This is a genomic window from Lysobacter sp. Root690, from assembly GCF_001427785.1.
GTDB lineage: Bacteria > Pseudomonadota > Gammaproteobacteria > Xanthomonadales > Xanthomonadaceae > Lysobacter.
Map to the genome: position 1 here is coordinate 530,863 of NZ_LMHM01000018.1, position 23,291 is coordinate 554,153.

At 63.9% G+C, this 23,291-nt stretch carries 8 protein-coding genes; 4 read left to right on the forward strand and 4 right to left on the reverse strand.

From position 1 onward, the window contains the following. Positions 1-14 precede the first annotated feature (14 nt). Together ASD86_RS25410 and ASD86_RS25415 are read right to left on the reverse strand one after the other, a co-directional pair. Positions 15-1,820 (reverse strand): phosphoenolpyruvate carboxykinase (GTP), encoded by a 1,806-nt coding sequence (locus ASD86_RS25410; protein WP_235567902.1) that lies wholly within the window; start codon positions 1,818-1,820, stop codon positions 15-17. A 40-nt stretch (positions 1,821-1,860) separates the two neighbouring features. After that, positions 1,861-2,532: a TetR/AcrR family transcriptional regulator gene (locus ASD86_RS25415; protein ID WP_082578712.1), complete on the reverse strand. Its 672-nt coding sequence runs from the start codon at positions 2,530-2,532 to the stop codon at positions 1,861-1,863. A 394-nt stretch (positions 2,533-2,926) separates the two neighbouring features. On the opposite strand from ASD86_RS25415, the gene ASD86_RS25420 reads away from it, so the two are divergent. From ASD86_RS25420 to ASD86_RS25435, 4 genes are all read left to right on the forward strand, one after another. Further along, positions 2,927-5,416, forward strand: coding sequence for an acyl-CoA dehydrogenase (locus ASD86_RS25420; RefSeq protein WP_056117247.1), 2,490 nt, complete (start codon positions 2,927-2,929; stop codon positions 5,414-5,416). A 469-nt stretch (positions 5,417-5,885) separates the two neighbouring features. Beyond that, positions 5,886-6,362 carry a hotdog fold domain-containing protein gene (locus ASD86_RS25425; protein ID WP_056117249.1) on the forward strand — a complete coding sequence of 159 codons (477 nt, stop codon included), beginning with the start codon at positions 5,886-5,888 and terminating at the stop codon, positions 6,360-6,362. 169 nt (positions 6,363-6,531) lie between these two features. Beyond that, positions 6,532-6,936 carry a hypothetical protein gene (locus tag ASD86_RS25430; protein WP_056117251.1) on the forward strand — a complete coding sequence of 135 codons (405 nt, stop codon included), beginning with the start codon at positions 6,532-6,534 and terminating at the stop codon, positions 6,934-6,936. 310 nt (positions 6,937-7,246) lie between these two features. Then, positions 7,247-7,489, forward strand: a complete 243-nt coding sequence (locus ASD86_RS25435) for a hypothetical protein (protein WP_157477129.1) — start codon at positions 7,247-7,249, stop codon at positions 7,487-7,489. Positions 7,490-8,297: 808 nt separating this feature from the next. Here ASD86_RS25435 and ASD86_RS25440 read toward each other — a convergent pair. Continuing rightward, positions 8,298-8,594, reverse strand: a complete 297-nt coding sequence (locus tag ASD86_RS25440; protein WP_056117254.1) for a hypothetical protein — start codon at positions 8,592-8,594, stop codon at positions 8,298-8,300. A 3-nt stretch (positions 8,595-8,597) separates the two neighbouring features. Then, on the reverse strand, positions 8,598-17,486 hold the full coding sequence (locus tag ASD86_RS25445) for a putative Ig domain-containing protein (RefSeq protein WP_056117257.1): 8,889 nt from the start codon (positions 17,484-17,486) through the stop codon (positions 8,598-8,600). Positions 17,487-23,291: the final 5,805 nt, after the last annotated feature.

Genomic DNA, 23,291 nt, shown 5'->3' on the forward strand with positions numbered 1-23,291 from the left:
AGGGTGTAGGTCGATCAAGCCTTCAACGCAGCCGCGATTCGCCGCTGCTCGTCATGCAGCGCCTGCGGCATGCGCGGACCGTACTCGCCCAGGTACTCGCCGATGCTGTCGAACTCCGCGCTCCAGCCGGCATGGTCGAAACCGAACAGCTTGGCGTGGGCTTCCTCGTTCAGCGCGACGCCGTCGAGATTCAAATCGCCCGCCTGCGGCAGATAGCCGATCGGCGTTTGCGTCGCGCCGGCCTCGCCCTTGACCCGGCCGATCATCCACTCGATCACCCGCAGGTTGTCGCCGAAGCCCGGCCACAGGAACTTGCCGTCGTCGCCCTTGCGGAACCAGTTGACGTGGAAGATTTTCGGCAACTTCGCGCCGGCATCGTCGAACGACAGCCAATGGGCGAAATAATCGGCGAAGTTGTAGCCGCAGAACGGTTTCATCGCCATCGGGTCGCGGCGCATCACGCCCACCGCGCCGGTCGCGGCGGCGGTGGTTTCCGAACCCATCGCCGCGCCGATCAGCACGCCGTGAGTCCAGTCGCGCGCTTCGAACACCAGCGGCACCAGCGAGGCGCGGCGGCCACCGAACACGATCGCCGAGATCGGCACGCCGGCCGGGTTTTCGGCTTCGGTCGAATAGCTCGGGCACTGCTTGGCCGACACGGTGAAACGCGAATTCGGATGCGCGGCCGGACCCTTGTTGGCGTCGTAAGCGTTGCCGCGCCAATCGGTGACCGGGGTCTGGCCGTTATCGAGCCCTTCCCACCACGGCTGGTTGTCGGCGGTGACGCCGACATTGGTGAAGATGGTGTTGGTCTGGATCGATGCGAGCGCGTTCGGATTCGACTTGGTCGAGGTGCCCGGCGCGACGCCGAAATACCCGGCTTCGGGATTGATCGCGTACAAACGGCCATCGGCGCCCGGACGCATCCAGCAGATATCGTCGCCGACCGTCCACACCTTCCAGCCGGCCTGGCGATAGCCTTCCGGCGGAATCAGCATGGCCAGGTTGGTCTTGCCGCAGGCCGACGGAAACGCGGCCGCGACGTAATGGGTTTCGCCCTGCGGATTCTCGATGCCGACGATCAGCATGTGCTCGGCCAGCCAGCCCTCGTTGCGGGCCTGGTGCGAAGCGATGCGCAGCGCGTGACACTTCTTGCCGAGCAGCGCATTGCCGCCGTAGCCCGAACCGAACGACTTGATCGCCAGTTCGTCGGGGAAATGCATGATGAAACGACGCTCGGGATCGAGCTCGCCGATCGAATGCAGGCCGCGCACGAAGCTGCCTTCGCGCTCGATCCGCGCCAGCGCCGGCGCGCCCATGCGGGTCATCACCCGCATGTTGGCGACCACGTACGGCGAATCGGTGATTTCCACGCCGCAACGCGCCAGCGGCGAATCGATCGGGCCCATGCAATACGGAATCACGTACATGGTGCGGCCGCGCATGCAGCCTTCGAACAGCGCATCCATCTTGGCGTGCGCTTCGTGCGGCGCCATCCAGTGGTTGTTCGGACCGGCGTCTTCGCGTTCGTTAGTGCACACGAAAGTGAGGTGTTCGACCCGGGCCACGTCATCGGGATGCGAGCGATGCAGATAGCTGCCCGGATGGGTGGCTTCGTTCAAGGTTTCCAGGGTGCCGTCGGCCAGCATCTGCGCGATCAGCGCCTGATGCTCGGCCTCGCTGCCGTCGCACCATTGAATCTTGTCGGGACGGGTCAGCGTGGCGACCTGCGCGACCCATTCGTTGAGGGCGACCAACAGACTGCCCGCGCTCCCCGGCACGGCAGTGGCGGGGGCGGCGTCTTTCGATAGTGCATTCACGGCATTGCTCTCCAGCCGGGGAAACGATAGTAAAAACGGTTCAAGACGAGGGGATCAGCGTCGCCATCATGTGTTCGACATAGGCTTCGAACTCGTCGTGTTGCATGCGGGTCTGGTGCAGTTGCAGATTCAACTGCAGGAAGCCGACATAGGCGGCATAGAGCAGGCGCGCGCGATGCTGGGCATCGGTGCGGCTCAGGCCGGCCTGGCGGAACGACGCGGTCAGATAATCCAGGCGCCGTTCGGACACGCGCCCGATCACCGGCTGCACGGCCGGATGGTCCAGCGCCTTGAGCAGTTCGGAATAGATGACGTGCGATTTGACCTCGTGGGCGACGAGGTGGAACAGCGAGCGCAGGCGTTGGCGCGGATCGGGGATCGGTTCGAGCTGGCCGAACACGGTCTCCTGCTCGACCTTTTCCCACCGTTCCAGCGCGGCCACCAGCAAGGCGTCGCGAGACGGGAAATGCCAGTAGAAGCTGCCCTTGGTCACGCCGAGCCGGCGCGCGAGCGGTTCGACCGCGACCGCGGCCACCCCCTGCTCGGCGATCAGGTCGAGCGCGGCCTGGGCCCAGTCGTCGGCGCTCAACCGGCCGCTGCGTTCGGGCTTGGCCGCCTCGCTGGCTTTATCAGTGGGCTTGCCGTCGGGCCGAAGATCGGCGGACGGAGTGTCGAGCTTCGGCTCGGGCTTGTTCGAGGCGGGCTGGTTCATGGATGACAAGTTTAACCATACGCCATGGTCGGGAACAGTACGTCGGGGTGTGATTCGGGATGGAGATTGCGGATTCGTTGAATCTCGGCAAAAACACGCGGAAAAATGCTGCAACGCAGCAGGAAATTCGAGCAAAAAGCCATGGCGCGACGCCGCGGGCACGCCTGCGCGACCATCGGCCGAGGCTGCGCGAATCCGATCGCTCCTCCGGTTGACAGCACTAAACCGCAATTCCATACTCGGCCGTATGTTAAGCGTTTGATGCCAGCGTTTGAATGCCGGCCGGCCGATCCATCCAACGCGCGTTTCGCGCAAACACGCCGCCCGGTTTTCCGCACTGACATCACGCGCGCCCCACTAGCCTGAGTGCAGCCGCATCCTTCGGAGCGCCGTCATGAGTATCGCGATCCCCTTCCTTGCCTTTCTCTTCATCGGCGCGATCGCCGCGTACCACCGCCTGCGATTGCCGGTCTGGGCCGCGCTGACCGCGACCGCGCTGGTCGCGTGCTGGCTGCTCGGCGCGAACCCGACTGCGGTCATCGTCGCCGCGGTCATCGTCGCGCTGATCGCGGTGCCGCTGATGATCCCGGCGATCCGCCTGCCGTTCATCACCAAACCGCTGCTGGGCTTCTACACCAAGATCCTGCCGCCGCTGTCAGAAACCGAACGCACCGCGCTGGAAGCCGGCACGGTCGGTTTCGAAGGCCAGCTGTTCTCCGGCAAGCCGGACTGGCAGCAGTTGCTGTCGCAGCCCAAGCCCGAGTTGAGCGCCGAGGAGCAAGCCTTCCTCGACGGCCCGACCGAAGAGCTGTGCAAGATGACCAACGACTGGCAGATCACCCACGTCGATGCCGATCTGTCGCCGGACCTGTGGGCCTTCATCAAGAAGAGCAAGTTCTTCGGCCTGAACATTCCGAAGGAATACGGCGGCCTGGGTTTCTCCGCGCTGGCCAACCACAAGGTGATCCAGAAGCTGGCGACCGTGTCGAGCGTGGTCAGCTCCACCGTTGGCGTTCCCAACTCGCTCGGCCCGGCCGAGCTGCTGATGCACTACGGCACCCAGGAACAGAAGGATCACTACCTGCCGCGCCTGGCCGACGGCCGTGAAGTGCCGTGCTTCGGTTTGACTGGCCCGTGGGCGGGTTCGGACGCGACCTCGATCCCCGACTTCGGCATCGTCACCATGGGCGAGTGGAACGGCGCGCGCGTGGTCGGCGTCAAGCTCACCTTCGACAAGCGCTACATCACCTTGGCGCCAGTCGCCACGCTGATCGGCCTGGCGTTCCGCATGTACGACCCCGAAGGCCTGATCGGCGACAAGCGCGACATCGGCATCACCATCGCGCTGCTGCCGCGCGACACCGCCGGGGTCGAAGTCGGCCGTCGTCACTTCCCGCTCAACTGCACCTTCCAGAACGGCCCGATCCACGGCAAGGAAGTGTTCATCCCGCTGAGCCAGTTGATCGGCGGCGAAGCCTACGCCGGCAAGGGTTGGCAGATGCTGGTCGAATGTCTGTCGATCGGCCGCTCGATCACGTTGCCGTCGTCGGGCAGCGGCGGCGCCAAGATGGGCGCGATCGTCACCGGCGCGTATGCGCGTATCCGCAAGCAGTTCGGCCTGTCGGTCGGCCGCTTCGAAGGCGTCGAGGAAGCGCTCGCCCGCATCGCCGGCAACGCGTTCGCGATCAGCGCGCTGTCGCAGGCCACCGCCGCGGCCGTGGCGCGCGGCGAAAACCCGGCCGTGCCCTCGACCATCGCCAAATACCACTGCACCGAGATGGCCCGCGAAGTCGCCAAGGACGTCATGGACATCCACGGCGGCAAGGGCATCATCCTCGGGCCGAAGAACTACGCTGGCCGCAACTGGCAGGCGCTGCCGATCATGATCACGGTGGAAGGCGCGAACATCATGACGCGCTCGCTGATGATCTTCGGCCAGGGCGCGATCCTGTGCCACCCGTGGGTGCTCAAGGAAATGAAGGCAGCGATGCTGCCCGACAAGGCCGAAGCGCTGCGCGAGTTCGACAAGAACCTGTTCGGCCACATTGGCTTCGCGATTTCCAACGCCGTGCGTAGCTGGTGGTTCGGTCTGACCGCCGCGCGCATCGGCGCCGCGCCGGGCGACACCTACACCCGCCGTTATTACCGCAAGCTCAACCGCTACTCGGCGACGCTGGCGTTGATGGCCGACACCTCGATGCTGCTGCTCGGCGGCAAGCTCAAGTTCAAGGAATCGCTGTCGGGCCGTCTCGGCGACGTGCTGAGCCAGTTGTACATCGCCAGCGCCATGCTCAAGCGTTACGAAGACCAGGGCCGTCCGGTCGGCGACCAGCCGCTGCTGGCCTGGGCCTTCCACGACGCCGTGCACAAGATCGAACTGGCCTTGTCGGGCGCGCTGCGCAACTTCCCGATCCGTCCGGTCGGTTACCTGCTGTGGATGCTGATTTTCCCGTGGGGCCGCCGCGCGCAGGCGCCGAGCGATCGCCTGGGCCATCGCGCCGCGTCCTTGCTGATGTCGCCGAACGACGCCCGCGACCGTCTGGCCGAAGGCGTGTTCCTGACCCCGTGCGAGAACAACCCGGCCGGCCGCATCAACAGCTACCTGCAGAAAGTGATCCTGGCCGAGCCGGTCGAGCGCAAGTTTCTCAAGGCCCTGAAGAACAGCGACATCGAAGCGCTGGATTTCCCCGGCCAGCTCGACGAAGGCGTGCGCGAAGGCTGGATTACCGCCGAGGAACGCAAGCAACTGGAAGAGCTGCGCGAGATGACGATCGATGCGATCAGCGTCGACGACTTCGATGCCGCAGAGTTGCGTTCGGCCGGTTACAAGCCGTACGCGCAGGAAGTGAACCACGGCGATAGCGACGCGCGCGCTGCTGCGTAACGACAAACACTACGCACGCGGATCGAAAGATCATGAATCGCGTCGGAGCTTGAACCAAACGGCGGACCTTCGGGTTCGCCGTTTTGGTTTTGGTTTTGGTTTTGGTTTGGGGATGCGGTATGCGGTATGCGGTATGCGGTATGCGGTATGCGGTATGCGGTATGCGGTATGCGGTATGCGGGAACAGCATTCGCCATCTCGCCGAAGATGCGAAGCAAACACGGCCTACCCGCATCCCTCCTACCGTCATTCCCGCGAACGCGGGAATCCAGCGACTTTCGTGCAGTTGCGACAAAGGCACTGGATTCCCGCGTTCGCGGGAATGACGGCAGGAAAGTACACGTGAAAAAACGCACTCATACAAGGCACCCGCCGGACAGATAGACAGGCAAATCGAGACATCACTGCCGTCACCAATAACAGCAGATCAACGGCCGCCATCACCCATCGAATCAGGAATAGATCGCCCATGCCCGCCAACGTCCTCACCCTCTACAAAAAACTGACCCGCTACCCCGCCGGCCACTGGCTGTTCACCCGCGCCGTCTGCTTCAAGGCGCCCTACTTCGCCAGCATCCGCCCGCGCTTCGAATCCCTCGAACCCGGCCGCTGCAGCGCGACCATGCCGCACCGTCGCGCGATCACCAACCACCTGGGCACCGTCCACGCCATCGCCATGTGCAACCTCGCCGAACTCACCGGCGGCGTGATGACCGACGTCAGCATCCCCAACTCGATGCGCTGGATCCCGGTCGGCATGAGCGTCGAATACCTCAAGAAAGCCGTCGGCACCATGCGCGCCATAGCGACCCCGGGCGCCGAGATCGTCGAATCCGACAGCGGCTACGACCTGCCGGTGAATGTCGAAGTCACCAACCCCGCCGGCGAACCCGTCTTCCGCGCGATCATCGCCATGCGCGTCTCGCCGAAACCCAAGCGCGACTGACCCGCATCCAACGCCGCCACGCTTCAAACTGTAGGAGCGGCGCAAGCCGCGACCGCGCCACTGCAACTACGTCGAAGACCTGATCCTTACGCCTCCACCACTCGCTACACGCCAGGCAACATCCTCCGAACCACACCGCATCGTCCCTTCAACGCCGACGGCCCCAACCATGACCGCAACCACATGGATCCACCTCGGCGGCCTGCACAGCTTGACCTTCGCCGTATTCCACATCGCCTTCTGGAAACTGTTCCGCTGGCGCGACACCCTGCGCAGCGCGACCGTCGCCGACCGCGCCATCGTGCAAATCCTCAACCTGCGCTTGATCTACGTCTTCCTCGGCATCGCCGTGCTGTGCTTCGTCTACACCGACGAACTGCAAACCACCGCCCTGGGCCGCGCGCTGCTGCTGGGCATGTCGCTGTTCTGGGTAGGCCGCACGATCGAGCAATTCGTGTTCCTGCGGATCAACCGGCCGATGGTGCATGTGTTGACCGCGCTGTTCGTTCTGGGCGCTGTGATCTTCGCGATGCCTTTGTTGCCGGCTACGTGCGTACACACTGAGTGTGACTGACGATTCCGTAGTTTCAACACGCTTACTATCGTCGCGCATCCGGCAGTTGACACTGCGATTTGGCGGTAGCAATCTTCGCTACGGAGCGTAGAAACTCCTCAAGCAACGGTTCCCACCTCCGAAATACCGGTGGGTTTTTTGTGCCTGTAGTTTGGGCACGTCCTGCGCATGTGCCTTGCGTCGGGAGGGCGGCTAATACAACACCCGCAAGGGGAATACGCCCGCCGTTTGCTTGCGGTTTCTAACCTCCCGACATCCCGCCTGCGAATCCGCGCAGCGCGGGCCACCGGTTCATGGAGGAGTACCGCATATGCCCCGAACATCCCGACCCACATCACAAGCCGACAATGTCGTGCTGCCCGTCGACGCCTACCTGGAACTGCAAGCCTTCCACGCCGAATTGATCGGCATTGCCCACACGATCGACCCCACCGACGCACCGCCGCCCACCATCCGCAAACACGAACAATCGCGACGCCGCGCCCTGGCCAAAGTCTTCCGCCTGTGGGCCGAACAAATAGACCGAAGCCTCAGCGCCATGCGTCCGGCGTGAACCCGTTCGACCTCGGCCGCCGTCCGGCCGGCGGCGGCCGCAGCGACCTTTGCCAGGATTAGATCAATCGGAACCGCAAGCGCCGGTCTAACCACCCGACGCGCGACGCCCGGCGAGCCAGCGCCCGACCATTGCGGCCCACTGATAAGTGTTTTCGGCGCGACGGAAGCCTTTGCGGTCCCGGGGCGCATTGCCATGCACTGAAGCCGGCGATTCACGCTTTGCTAGCAAGGCTCTACGCCCGGACCGCAAGCCTGCGAATTCCGACCGCAATGCTAAAAGGCTTGCGCGCGGCTCTCGACCCTCTGCGATCGCAACCCTCGGAGCTTTGCACGCAAGCCTGAAACCCCGAGCGCCAGCCGATTTGCCTTGCGACCGGCCTCGCGAGCCTCGCGCGCGAAGCCATTAGCCTTGCAATCACAAGTCTCCGAGCCTTGCGCCCGGGCTGAAACCCTTGCGCGCAAAGCTCGACGGCTTGCGCTTGGGCATCGACGCATCGCGCGCTGAACATCGGGCTTGAGAACCACCGACCGACAGTGCATCACACCCCACGCCCACACCCGGCCCTCACTGCATTCAAAAGTCGATCCGTGCCCTGGCGTACAAGCGAGACTGCATTCCCAACAGCGGCTCGATCTCCGCCCAGGTACCCAAGTTTTCGCCTGCCGCGATCAGCCTTCCATCAAGCCCGGTGCGCACTTCGACCGCCGCCCTTCCCTACACAACGCAACCCGTCAACATTGCCATTCAACCGCGCACACTGGAATTACTTGAGCGCGCGCCGTCAAGTTCCATCGCCAGCCAAGCATTAATCCGTCTCATCCGACTTGCCCCAGTCCCCCAACGGGTAGTACTTAGGCGCTCGATCCAATCCATCCCAGAAAACCAGAAGACCATGGCAGTGTGGACAACGGTAGGTAACCCTGCCTCCAGCCATCATCGTTACCTGCATTTTTACATAGCCATCGTCCGCTTCGTTCAAGGCCAACACCATGGCATCCGAGACTTCATCCAGATCGACATCGGCGATTAAATTGAACTGATGTGGACATGGGATCTCGCCGTCGTTGAACGTTTTTCCGCACCCACAAAGCACCACACCCATGGATCAATCTCCCTTTATAAATCGCGCAACTGCCTGCTGATTTTTCATGAATATCACTTCCTGCAGGAACGTATTGCCGCCCAGGCCGTTCACCCGCTTCACCAGGTTCGATAGATCTGCCACCTGCAACGACGTATTGTCCAAAGATATTATCAGTCGATCGGCTTGATCGAGCTTTGATTTAGCCATGCGGACCACGCCACCGGATTTGTCCGTGGTAGGCGCATAAACGTCGTACTTGACACCACCCACGCCGGTCCCGGCTTCTCCGCCGACCCAGAAGTCCGAAGTGCGCCCCTCTCCCCCCCTGATCTCTCCCGCGGGCTTCCTGAAGTGCACATTGAGGCCAGAGTTACTCAGCATCACCGCGGCATCGAGTTCCGCCCGCGTATCTTTATTACTTAAATCCCGTATCTTCGCCCTGATTTCTCCGGCATCGCCGGATATGGCGCTCACCTGCGCATGATGAGCGGAAACTTGCGGCAGGAACGGATTGAACTCGCCGTCCGGGCTGGCAACCATACGATGGTTACCAGAACCTCCGGCCAGTATGTTATCGATCGCTGAATGCCTATGGCCGCCGCCGGGTCCATTGATACGACCCAGTCGAGTGGCCTTGAAAGGAAGAGTCGCTACTTCATTTACCACCAACTGAGCCTTCTCCTCAGTCGGCAAGCTTTGCCATTCGCCCCAGTAGTAGGTCGCCAAATCCTCAGGCTGAGAACCGAGGATGCGCTCGATTCCAACGGCGCTATCGATCAGCCGATCGGTATTCGTCAGTAATCGTGCCGCGTCGATGGTTCCGCGCGCCGCGGTTACAAGTGCACGATCACCTGAGTGACGAATGGCTTCCATTGCGGCCAGCAACGCATGAGGAGACTGATCGACTCGTTGAGCGCTGTAATTCTCGTAAGCCGTCAACGCTGTCTCATCAGCCCAACTCAACACTCGATCGGCCGGTCCCCTGATCCATCGATTTACAAATGTCCTGCCGGGCTGGGCCAGCATGTCGATAGCAAGCCCAAGATTGAGTCTCGCCTTGCCGGATGCGAACAGAGCCTGTTGCGCGTTGTAGGCCTCACGCAAGCTCTCGTTGTTGAAGTAATCGCGGGTATAGACCTGTCTGATCTGCCTTTCGCTCAGATCACTCGGCAGGGCGGCCATTCCTCTGGAGAGCCGGGAATAGTTGTAGGTCGGTCGGAAAATCTCCCATGGCAGGCGATAGGAATCGCCGATAACGTTGCCGTTGGCATCCAGATCGTAGGTCGCCAGCACCCGCCCGAGATCTTTCGGCTCTTCGTCCGCCGGCACGCCGCCCATGTATACATTGCCATCGTATTTTCCGCCCGGACCGAATGGGTTATTGAGCGAAACGTTTTCCCCGGCCTGCATTCGACGCTGCGCCGCGCGCTGGCGCGACATCCCGACACCTAGCACGGTGACATCGCCCGCTACCGCTAGCAGCGACTGTCCCCAATCCCAACTCACTTCGGAGCCATAGACCGCCTTGCGGATGCCGTAGTTCGCGCCTTCGCGCAGCAGCGTGCGGCCGGCTTCCTTGACCACTTCGCCCCAGCGGAAGTGAGAGGCTACCTTCTGTACCACGGGTGCGGTAGTGGCGTTGCCCGCGGAAGTGGTCGCCCCGCCGGAGCCGATGAATCCGATCGCCGCACCTACGCCCGCCGCCGCGATACCCGTGTAGCGGTCACGCAAGCTGTAACTGACGTCCTGACCCAATGTCTTGTCGATGGCATAGCTCAGGTCGTAGCTCACGGCCGCGCGCGTGGTCGCGGTTTTCACAGCACCCCAGAAACCGTCGCCAGCGGGAACGAACCGCGCGGTGAGATAGGCCGACGCGATCGCGCCGAAGCTGTAACCATTGCGCAGCCCGACGTTGTTTTCGTATTTCTGCGCGGCCGCCTCACCCAGGGGCATGACAAATGCGGCCACCACGGGAAACACCGCGGACACCACGCTGGCGACCACGCGAATCAAAGTGGCCGTCAATTTCCGGCAGCTGTTCGGTCCAGCCGGTGGCTCGATATAGGGCAAGTTGGGCTGGGTCGATCCGACCGCGTCTCGCGGGTCGTACGGTCTGAACGTATTCGCGTCATTGCTGCTGACGTTGACGTTCGGCGTATTGATCTGCGTGCCAGCTCCGAGCTCCTGGTCCGGGTCGCTGAGCCCGTTGGCCTGCGCCAGCACGTACCACAACTGGCTGGAGCCATACACGCGCTGCGCGATGGCCTGCAGGGTCTCACCGGCCTGCACGACGGTGGTGCCGCCGCCCGCGGCGTAGCCGCCGGTCGCCAGGCTCTGCAGCTGCGGAGCTGTCAACTCGCCGTACTGGTAACGGACCTGGCCGCCTTCGCGCAGTTCGGCATGCTGCTGGCCGCCAGCATGTACGAACAGATAATTGGCGCGCGAACCGTCGTTGCCCACGACTTGCTGGAATTGGCCGGAACTGTTCAACGTGCCTTCGCGGCGGGTCATTACCCGCCCCTCCAGCGTGTTGGAGTAATAGCGAACGCGGTCGTCGATGGAGCCCGAGCTGAGTTGAGTCTTCTCGCGCTGCATCAGCAGACGCCCGAAGCCGTCGTAGGTCAGCGTGTTTTCGGTCGGCTTGTAATTAGTCGTCTGGCTTTCGCCCCGCACGGTCCACTGCTGATAGCCTTCCCAGCCCACGTACGTCGTCGTGTAGTCATGCACGAACTGGCCTGTCTGGGTAAAACGATAGGCTTTTAGCTGGCCCGCCGCGTCGTAAGCGCTGTTACCCCACGTGTCGATATTCTCGAGCTTGCTCAACTCCTTCAACGCGCCCAGATCGCTGGTCTGATTGGGCGCGGTGCCGGCATTGATCTGGTCTGACAGGGTGCGCCATTTGGCGGGCGTGTCCTGGGCGCGATCGCGGGTGATCTGCGAGGTCAGGCGGCCATCGGCATCGTAGAAGAATTGCTCCGAGCCTTTTATCCAGCCGCTGACGTTTAACTTGCCCCACGGCATGCCTTCGCCGTCGAAGCCCAGGCTGATCTCCTGGCCCAGCCGGTAATAGCTGCGCGTTTCCAGCAAGCGGGTGCCGGTGGCGTCGTAGATAAAGCTCTTTTCGACGCCGCCGTTGACGAAGCTGCGCACCGGATCGGTCATGTCGGTGTACAGCTCGGCGATCTTGTTGCCGCGCAGATCATAGGTGCTGCGATAGACGAACGTGGTGAGGCTCTGATCGTAAGGGCTTTGGGAGACGCGTATCCGGCCGACGTTGCGCCCGGCGGTGTCGTACAGCAATTCATACGAATCGGTGTTCGCGTACTGAAGATCGAGCACGATCTGATCGTTCTTCAGAACGCCTTGATTGATCTTGATGCGGTTCTCGGCATCGTAGGTGTACCAGTAGGTCTTCACCTCCGGCGCCACCGAACTCGCCGTGGCGCCCGACGACTGCGATTGCGCGACGTCTTCTTCGGGAACCGCCGCCGCGCCCATGTCGAAGCTGAAGCTGCTCGATTCCGATTCGACCGGCGGGGTGACCACGTCTGGCTGACCCGGCTTGATGTAGTCGGTGAAGAAGCGGAAGTTCAGATCGGTATAAAGCCCGGTCGAGTCCGTCGCGCGCAAGGTGATGTGGCGGTAACCCGAAAAGCTGTCGTTGGGCATGCCATCGAAACGGTGGCCGGTCACCGGATCGAAGCTGTAGCTCAGGAAAGCGGGATAGCGCGTGCCGGTGTCGGCGGCGAACGGCAATACCTGATAGGTGATGGCGTCGTTGTTCGGATCGCTGAAAGTGCTCGGCGGCAGGACGAACGTCACCCGCTGCCTGTGCTCGAAGAACATGCTGTTGTTGTCGGGCGGGCGCTGGTTGATCACCGGCGCCTGCTGCACCACGGGTGCTTCGAAGATATAGACGTGGAACCCCACCGAGGTGCTGGCGCCCAGAGCGTCGGTCGCGGTGTAAACCAGGTAGTAATCGCCGACGGTGGACGGTGTGCCGCTCACGGTCATGGTCGCCGGGTTGAAGCTCATGCCCGGCGGTACGCTGCTCAAGCTGTAGGTCAGCGCATCGCCTTCAGGATCGGTGGTGGTCGGCAGGCCGAAGCTGAAACCCGAACCGGCCGGGGCCAGCTTGTCGTCGATCTGCGGCGCGGCGGGAACGCCGTTGGGCTGGACGACGAAACTCCAGGTGCTGGTCGCACTGCCGCCGCGGCCGTCGTAGGCGGTGAACACCACGGTGTATGTGCCCGCGGCTTGCGGAGTTCCACTGACGTAGCCGGTGGCCGGGTTCATCGACATGCCCGCCGGCAGGCCGGAGACGGAATAAGTCAGCGCATCGCCGTCGGCATCGGTGAATTGGGGCGTGCCGAAGTTGATGGGCCGCCGCTCTCTCATATAGGTCGTGGCGGTCGGATACTGCGCAATCGGCGCGGTATTCGGCTTGTTGTACAACTTGACGTTCAAGGTCACCGAATAGCTGGCGCCGTTTTCGTCGGTGGCGGTCAATATGATCGGATAGACCTGTCCCGGCACACCGTTGGCCGGCACCAAGCCGGCCACCCGCAACTGCGGCACCGATTGGCTCGACAGCACCTGCAACGACATCCAACTCGGCATGCCGCTGGCGGTAAAGCGCAACGAGTCGCCATCGACGTCCTGGAACAGCGAAGCCACTGAGCGCGTCCAGATGAAATCGCGACCGATGTAGGCCTCTTCCTGCGGCAGGCTGGTCACGCCACCCGGGCTGCTGTTGGCCGCGGCGGTGAGCTGGACCTGCTTGACCACCGAGGCGCCGTTGCGGTCGGTGGCGCGCAACTGGATGGTGACGCTGCCGTCGGCTGGCAGGCCGCTGAACCGAAGCAGGGTCGGATCGGTCAGGTCCACCCGCAACCACGCCGGCAATTGCGCGAGGTTGTCGATGCTCAGGCTGAGCTGGTCGCCGATGTCAGGATCGTAGAAGAAGTCGCCGGGCCGAAGTTCCTGATTCCAGCTCTGACCGGTCTTGGCGCGCAACTGCGCGACGTTGCCGTTCAACAGGACGGGTGCGCTGTTGGTGCGTACCTGCAACACGAACGAAACCTGCGCGCTGGGGCCGCCGGGATCGGCGGTCTGATGCACGCGCAATTTGATTCCGATGGCTTGATCGGGGACCCCGGCATCGGGATTTGCGGTGAACGTGATCCGCCCGGTGGTCGGATCGCGGCTGACGCTCAACCACGACGGCAGCGGGCTGCTGCCTGCATCATCCAGAGTGACTTGCAAGGTCAGCGGGTCCTGTTCGGCATCGCGGAACAGTTCGCTGAACAGCATACTGAATTGAGTGGTCTTGCCCTTTCCGATCGTGCGCGTGCCCGGATCGCCGACCACCACCGGACCGCTGTTGCTGACGGGAACGCCGTCGACATTCGGACCATAGCCCGATGCGGCGCGCACGCTACGGCGGTTGCCGACTGCGTCGTAGCTGTAGGTCAGATCGAATACACGCTTGCTGCCGCCGCCGGACAGGTCGTCCTGCACCACTCGCTGGATGCGGTTGTGGCTGTCGTACCAAGTGCGGGTGACGGTGTGCACGTACTGGCCGCCGCCGTCGACGGTGCTGACTTCCTCCAGCGTGCGATTGCCGGCGGCGTCGTATTCGTAGCGGTAGGTCGGAGCCGCGCCGTTTTCATGCACCGCCTTGATCCGGCCGTCGGCGTAGTACGTGGTGTAACGATAAGCGTACGCCGCCGCACCGCCTGATTGGCTCTCGGCGGTGAGCTGGCCGGTGATCTGATCGTAGTCGTAGTCGTAGTCGCGACCGCTAAGGTTGTTGTGGTCGACCAGGCGGCCATAGATGTCGTAATCCCAGGTCAATTCGTCCTTGTTGACCGTCTCGCCATCGCGATCCTGGAACGGATTGCCGCTCAAGCCGTTGCTCTCACGGATCTTGCGACCCATGACGTCGTAGGCGTAGCTGTTGCTCACGCCCGCCGCGGTCCGGCTGTTGATCAACAGATGCCGGCTGTCGTAATCGTAGAGCGACTGTTGGCCGAGCGCGTTGGCCACCACGATGCGGTCGCCGTTTTGGTTCAACCAGTACCGCTGCAATGCGGTGCGCCCGCGTTGCGAGGTACCCGAAACCGGCAGGTAGTCGCCGATTTCGACCAGACGGCCCAGGTTGTCGTAGTCCTTGTAGGCCAGGTAGCCCAAGGGGTTCTGGGTGATGCGCTGGTTCCCCAATGCGTCGTAGGCTGTTAGCGTCGCCTGACCGAGCGCATCCTTGGACGCGATCATCTGGCCGGCGGCGTTGTACTCATTGGTGCGGGTATTGCCATTTGCGTCTCGGGTGCCGATCAGGCGGCCCAACGCGTCGTAGAACCAGTAGTTGACCGGTCGCAGCCACGTGCTTTGGCCGCTTTCCGACACGACCTCGACCCGCGGCCGCTCGTCGCGGGTGACCTGGTTGGATTCGTTATAGCGGTAGTTGGTCTGATAACCGCGCGCGTCGATCAGCTCCAGTACGTTGCCCCACCGGTCCAGCCGCTGCTGCACATTGAGGGTGGCGTTGGAATCGGTGGTGTTCGACGGCAGGCGGGTGGCGGTCGTGCGGCCCAGGCGATCGGTGGTGTTGAACGTGGTGGCGTCGACGCTTTGACGGCCACCGCCGGTCTGGCCATCGCTGATGAGGACGACGTGCGATTCGCGCACTTGATGGCCGGCGAGGTTGTAGCCGAAGTTTCTGGTGCCGAAGTTTTCGTTGGACGTCACCAGACGGCCGGCGCCGTCGTAGCCGTAGTTCAGGCTGCCCACGATGCCCGCGTAGGTCTTCTGGGTGATTTCACCGAAGGCGTTGTAGACCACCGATTCGGACAGATCGACGCTGGAGCCGCCCCCATTGAGCAGGTCGCGGGTCTGACCCACGCCGGTCTGGCGGCCGGCCTTGTCGTAGCTGTACCACGTATGGACTCGGACATCGCGACTGGACTGGGTGCCGCTCAGGACATACCAGCGATGGGTAACGCTGTCGGCCGCGTCGTAGTCGGTATACGCGGTATCGCCGTTGGATGCCGACGTCGCGACCGCGCGGCCCTGCCAGTCGTAGCGCACACGTTCGATCTGGTCTTTGTTGCCGTCTTCGACCACGTTGCCGGCAGCGTTCTTGCCGCTGGCGAAGCGCCGGGTCAGTACGAGGTTGCCGAAGGCGTCGTAGATCATCCCGGTGTACGGCGATGCGTCCGCGTACACGTTCGGATGATTGAGGTCATAACCGGTGTTCTGCGCCAGAATGCCGAACGTGCCGTCGTTGATGACCTTGCGGGTCGGCTCGGTGATGCTTACGGCGCGGCCCTGCGCGTCGTACACGGTGGTGGTGGTGCCCGCGTCGTTGGTGATCTGGGTGACCCGGTCTTCGCCGTCGTAACCGAACTGGGTGATTACATCGCGCACACCCGAGCTGCCGTCGTTGCGCTGGAAATGACGAACCAGGCTTTCCGAGATCTTACGGCCAAGGGTGTCGTAGCCCAGGCGGGTGATGCGGTCGTAACCGATGATTTCATCGCCCGCCGGCGGCAACGCTGGCGGAGCGCTGGTGCTCAGGCCGCCGGTCCATACCGCCCTTGCATACTCGATGCTTTCGACCACCTCACCGGTGGCGTTGTAGCGCATGCGAGTGACATAGCCTTCTGCGTCGACCGTCATCGTCACCCGGCCGACCAGATCGTAATAGGTATAGGTATCGGCCCAGCGCGAATCGGCCTGGCCCGCGGTGCCTTCGAGCAGGATCGATTCCTTGACCTTGTTGCCGAAGCCGTCGTATTCGATGCGTACGGTCGGCGAGCCGGTCGCGGCATTGCCTGCCGAGGTGTAGTAAGTGATCTGCGTTTGTTCGATCTGCACGGCCAGGCCGCGCTGGTCGTAACGCGTGGTGATGGTGCGGTCGGAAGCCGAAGTCGCGGCGGCGGCTTGCATCTGCACCATCGACAGCGGCTGTCCCTGGGTCCAGCCGGCCAAGGCGCCGACGCTCAACCTCTGGGCGTAGCGGCGCAGGTTGGTCTGCTGTCCGAAGCCGTCGTAAGTATAGGCAGTGACGTAGTTTTCCTGATCGACGTCGTAAGCGAGCCGACCCAGGTTGTCGTAGACCTTGTAGCTGTAGTTGCCGCGCACGTCTTTTTGCACCACGGCGCGACCGAGCGCATCGTAGGTGATTTCGATGGTCGGCTGATTGCCTGAGGCGACGAGTTGACCACTGGCCGGATCGATCTTGCCGGCGTCGGGGAAGATCGTGCGGATCTGATTGCCGCGGTTGTCGTACTCGTAGCGGGTAACGCGCGGACGCGTGCCGTCGGCATCTTCGAGGCGACGGGTGACGTTGCCGAGCGCATCGTATTCGGTGCGGGTGGCGATCCGCCGCACGCCATAGCTCTGGGTGCCCGCGGCGTCGACGTTGGCGATCCACACCTCCGGGCTGATCTCGGCGGTGCGGCGGCCGGCGGCGTCGTATTCGTAATTCCAGATGCTTCCATTTTTGTTGCGGAATGCGGTGACCTGGCCCAGCGGGTTGTGGGTGTATTCCTCGTACTGGTTGAGCGCATCGGTGACGCGGAGCACCCGACCTATCGCGTCGTAGCTGGTCGTGGTCTTGCGCACCTCCGCGATGCCCGCGACTGCGGCGACGAGCGCCGCTTCGTTCATCGGCGTGGAGATCGAGATGGTCGAGCCGTAGCGGCGGGTTTCGACGACTCTGTCGGCGCCGTCGTAACGCTGTTCGTTGACCGCGCCGAGATCGTCGACGGTGAAACGCACGCGGCCGGCGGCGTCGAAGACGTATTGGGTCGAGCGGTACAGGTTGGCGCTGTTGTAGGCGCCGGCCGCGTTGAGCGCGGCGTTGACGTCGGCCGGCGTCGCCACCGGGCCGAGGGCGATCGGCACGGAGTATTGATATTGCGCGGTTACCCGGCTGGCGCCGTCATAGCGCCGTTCGNNNNTGTGTAGCGCTCGCGGCCGGCGGCGTCGTAGATATGGCGCACGACCGCATCGGCGGCGTTGTTGACCGGCGTCACCGCGGCGATGTCAGCGACGCTGGCGGTGCCGGCGATCAGCTTGGCCAGCAGCGGTGCGGCGATGGTCGCGGCTTGGGCGTGACGGCGCTCCTGCACGACGCGGCCGGCGGCATCGTAGCTGCGGGTGCTGACGTAACCGGCGCCGTCGATGGTCGCTGCGATGCGTCCGGCGCTGTCGTAGACCTGGTAGCTACGCAGGTCGCGCGCGTCGCTGGCGATCGCCGCGACACGGTCGCGCACCATGCCCGTCGCCGCCGGATCGCCGGCGATCAACTTGGACTTGAACGCCGCATCGGTGTTGACTGCGATCGCGGTCGCGTAGGCGCGCGTGCCGACCGGACGGCCAGCGCTGTCGTACAGCAGTTCGATCACCGAGCCGTTGCCATCGACGGTGTAGCGCGCGCGACCAGCGCCNNAACACCGCGGTGACGTCGATGACGTCCTGTGGCGATGCGGTACCGGCGACCAGCTTGGCGCGCAGGGTCGGGCTAAGCTGGGCCGCGTGCGCGTAACGCTTATGCACGGTCTGGCGACCGGCGGCGTCGTACACGTACGAGATCACCGTGCCGGCGTTATCGACCGTCGTGCGCAACTCGCCTAGCGCGGTGAACACCTGGTAGGTGACCAGATCGCGCGCGCGTTCGGTGGCGGTGTCGTTGCGCAGCGCATCGAGGTTGAAGTCGCTGACCTGAGCGGTGCCGGTGAACATCTTGTCGAGCAGGCCCGGGACGGCAAGATTGGGAGTCGCCGCGTAATTGCGGATCACCGAGACCCGCCCGCCCGCGTCGTAGGTGAACTCCTGGACCGTACCGATCGTGTTCAGCACCAGCCGCGCGCGGCCATCGCGGTCGTAGACCGTGTAGCTGCCCGGGTCGAGCGGGTTCCAGGCCAGGCGCGCATCGAGCTCGCCGATAGTGGTGGCGTCGGCCAGGGTCGATGCATTAGTCGCGACGATGAAGGTGCGCGTGGCGACGACTTTTCCGGTGACGTCATACCAGTTGCGCGTCATCACTCCGAGCGGATCGACCGAATAAACCATCCGGTCGGCTTCGTCGTAGTAGAACCGGGTGACGTTGCCGGTCGCATCGGTGCGGCGCACGACATTGTCGTTGGCGTCGTAGGCGTAACTGGTGATCAGGTTCAGGCCGGCCGGATCGAGGCGTTCGGCGGTGCGGCGGCCGAGGGTGTCGTAGTCGTACTGGATCGTGCGCGCCTGCGCGGTGCCGGCGCCTTCGGTGACCGTGATCTGNGGGCGTCGTAGGTGTAAGCCGTGCGCAGGTTGAGGCCGCTCGGATCGGCGGCGACCTGGGTTAGGCGGCCTTCGCGGTCATAGCTGTAAGCGGTCGTGCGACCGCTGGCGTCGGTGGCTTCGCTCTGGCGGCCTTGGCCGTCGTAGCGATACGTCGTGGTAATCGCCAGGCCCGCCGGGTCTTCGATCCGCTGCAGCAAGCGGCCGACCGCGTCGTAACGCAGTTCGACCCGGCGCCCAGTGCGGTCAACTGTCGCGCTAAGCAAGCCGCGTGCATCGTACTCGTTGGAGTCGGCGCGACCGAGCGCGTCGGTGGTGCTCTTGAGATTGCCGTCGCGATCGTAGAGATAGCTGGTGTTGGCGACGGTGCCGCCCGGCAACGGCGTGGCGACGTTAACCTGCTGGCCATGACGATTGAAGGTCGTGACCACCGTGACGCCCTCGGGCGTGGTGATCGTGGTGGTGCGGTTGGCGGTGTCGTAGGCGCTGGTGGTGGTCCGGCTCATCGCGTCGGTGACGCTGAGCACGCGGCCGTAGGCGTCGTAGCTGGTGCTGGTCAGCTCCTGGCGGCCCATCACCGTCTGGCTTGCGGTCAGCTGACGGCCGAGGCGGTCGTAGCTGTAGGCGGTTGATACGCCCCGTGCGTCGACGGCCGTGGCGACTCGGCCGAAGGCATCGTAGGTCAAACTTTGCGAACGCGCGACCGCGCTGCCGACGCCCTCGCGGCGTACCTTGGCCAAGCCGCGGCGGTCGTAGTCGGTTTCACTAACCGACGCGATGGCCGTCCCGAATGCCAAGGTTTCGCGGATGCGTTCGCCGAAGGCGTTGTAGGTGTAGCGGGTCTGCGCGCTCTCGGCATTGACGACGCCGACGACCTGGCCGCGATGGTTGTAACTGACGCTACGCCGGCTGTCGCTGGCGGCGACATAGGCCAAGGTGGTGATGGCGGTGGCGACGCTGTCACGGCTGCCCGCGGTGGCCAGGGTGATGCGGCCGGAGTAAGCGGTGGTCTCGATCGCTTCGCCGAAGGCGTTGTAGCGGGTCTCGACGACTTCGCCCTGCGCATTGGCCACGCCGCTGGCATCGGCCACGCCCTTGACCGTGAACGTCGGACGGCCGCTGGCGTCGTAGAAATACCAGGTCTTGTTGCCGGCAGCGTCGATGCTTTCAGTGCGCTGACCGAGATTGTTGTAACTGTGGCGTACACCGTACTGAGCGAACAACGCGTCGAGCTGCGCTTCGCTCATGCCCGGCAACACCCGCGCGGCGCCTTCGCCGTGCAACTCACCGATCAATTCGCCGAACACGTTGTAGCGCAAGCGCCCTTCACGCACTTCCGTGGTGTCAGCGGCGACTTCGCTGCGAATCAGGTTGCCCTGAGCGTCGTAGGTGTAGCGGGTGACGGTGCCTTCCGGGTTTTGTTCGGCGATGACTCGACCGGCGCTGTCGTAACTGAGCCGGGTTTCGCGTACGCCACCGGCCGCGGCCGCGACGCGCAGCGTCGCCAGCGATTCGTTGCCGCTCAAGCCGGTGAGCTTGAGCGCATAGGCCTTGGTCGCCTTCTGAAGCCGCTGGGCGTCGTGGACGAATTCGGTCAGATACCCTTCGGCGCTCAAGGTCGCCACGAGATTGCCGCGACCGTCGTAGAACCAGCGCGTGGTCTGATCGTTGCCCGAAGTCGTCGGACGCAGGTCGTTCAATCCGCCGCTGGCCTGCTGCGCGGCGGGGGTAACGGTGGCGTAAGCGATCGTGCGAATGCGTCGCCCCACCAGATCGTAGCTGTGCTCGACCAGATAGCCTTCGGCATCCAGGCGCCCCGTCTCGCGACCTTGCGCATCGTAGAAATAGCGGGTGACCCGCGCGGTCGCCGCGGTGCCGGCGGCGTCGGTGGTTCGCGTTTGCAGCAGACGGTTGGCGCCGTCGTAGCTGTAGGTGGTAATGGCGCCTTCGGCATCAGTCTGGGTGACGACGCGCCCCAGGGCATCGTAGTTGGTCGAGGTACTGCGATCATCGGCGGAGTCGGCCGGGCGGACGTCTTCGATCAGGTCGAATACGAAGATGCCGTTGATCAACATGCCCGAACGCGTCGCAGACAACAGGCTCATCGTCTCGGTGCCGCCGCCGGGGTTGCCCGGCCCATCCTCGCCACCTTCACCGCCGCTGCTTTCAGCCTGCGTCCATGACCCCGGATTGACCTGCGTCGCGTAGCGCTTGGTTGCGATCACCCGGCCCAGCGCATCGCGTACATATTCGGTAACCGCGCCGGTCTCGTCGACCTGACCGGACAACTGGCCTTCTACGTCATAGAAGAAATAGGTGCGCGCACCACCGCTATCCTCGGACGCGCGCAGGCGACCGGTGCTGTCGTAATAGTTTCGCGACTCGCGCATGCCGCCCGACGTGCCCGATACGGCGCTTTCCTTGACGTAGATCAAGCGGCCGGCGGCATCGCGCTGCTCGGTGCGCAGGCGGTCGTTGCTCTGGTCGTTGTCGCCGATCGTCCCGCCTTCGATGTACGCGTGGGACAGGCGCAAGGAGTCCTGATGGACCCACACCACCGAGCGTACCTTGACGGTGCCTTCCTCGACCCGCTCCGACAGCACCCGGCCCAGACCGTCATAGGTGTAGACCGTGCGGTAGCCGTTGATCGCGCTGGCGTAGTTCTTGGTCATCAGGCGGCCGCGCTCGTCGTAGCGAAAGCCTTCGATGACATCGGCATCGCTGGCGACCCCGTTGCCCGCGGCATCGACGCTGGCGTAGGTGCGCTCTGTGCGCGCCTGGACCGGCAGATAGTTGTAATCGGTCAGCAGACTGTCGGCCTTGCGCGCGGTCGTGGCCCAGGTTTCCAGCGCCGTCACATTGAGCGCGCCGACATAGGCCTCGCCCGAATAGCGGCGCAACTTGGAGACCTGCCCAATCCCCGCTCCGCTGGTGTAGTACTCCTGCTCGCGCACCGCGCCGGCCGCGTCGACGACGAAGCGCAGACGGTTCTGCGCATCGTAGAGATAAGTCGTGGTTACCCCGCCGATCGGCAGGGCCGCACCGGCGCCGTCGGTGTCGAATCCGGTGTAGACGGTCTCGCTGGCGAGCTGGTTACCGGCGGTGTAGGTGCGCTGGACCGCGCGCGCTGTGGCGTTGGTGCTCTGTTGGACGCGATCCCATTGCCAGGTGACATTGCCGTTGGCGTCGTAGGCGTAGTCGGTCTGGGCCAGCGATAGGCCGCCGCTCTTGGTCGATACGCGAGTGACGTTGCCGGCGGCATCGTAGGCGTACGTGGTGGTTTCGCGCAGGCCGTCCACGGCGGGCTGCCTGACTTCGGTCAGCTGGCCGGCCGCATCGTATAGATAAGTCCACGTCCGCCCGCTGGAATCGCTGACGCTGGTGGTGGTCGCGCTGTCGTAGCTGAAGGTCAGCGTTTCACCGACACCGTCAGCGTCGTTGCTGTTGCTGTCGCCCCGGGTGACGGTCTGAATCCGGCCCTGCGCGTCGTAGCTGTAGCTGGTGAGGCTGCCGTCGCTTTGTTCGACCCGCGAAATCAGCAGGCTGGTCGCATCGACATAGCTGTAGGTGGTCTTGAACAGATAACCGTCGTTGGAGCCGGTCGCGGCGGTCCACTGGTCGTGGTCGCCGGTCCCGTTGCCGTCAACGACCACGCCCGGGGTCAGGTCGACCGTGACCGAAGCCAATCGGCCGGCACCGTCGTAGGCGTAGAAGGTCTGGCCGAGCGTGGCCGCGCCCGACATGCTGGTCACTCGGGCCAGCCGGCCGCCGCTGTCGTAGGTGAACACGAAACGGGTCTGGTCGCCCTGCTGCGCCGCCACCTGCGACACCCGCCCATTGGCGTCGTAACTAACATCCCAAGCCAGCGGCTGCGCCCCGTCCGTGCGCAGATCGCGCAACTGCGTCAGCCGGCCCTTCAGGGTCGCGCTGGCGTGGTCGGCGTAGCGCTCTTCCTGGCGCGTGCTGCCTTCGACATAACTCCAGGTCGAACTGCCGGCGTCCCAACTCAGGCTGTCATGCGCGCCCTCGCCGGTGCTCGAGCTGTATACGCCCGCGCTGACGAAGGTGAAGTCCTGGTACGAACCGTCGCCGGTATGCCGACGCATCACGCTGCTAGCGGTGTTGAACGTGCCCGAGAGCAATTCGACCCGACGCTCGAACCCGGTCAGCCAGGCATCGGCCCCGACTTGCGACAACTGCCCGCGGCTGTTGTAGGTGCGATTGAAGCCGACCAGCATGCCGCGGAACAGGACCTGGTCGTCCTGGCTTTGCAGCAACAAGTTGCCGGTGGCGACATTGACGAACTGATTGTCCTGACCCTGACCCAGGCGGGCTCCGCCGCCCAACCCCATTCCGATCTGACTCGCCGAGCTGTTGAACAGCCCCAGACCATTCCCTGAAATTACTGCCGCCATTGCCCGCGCT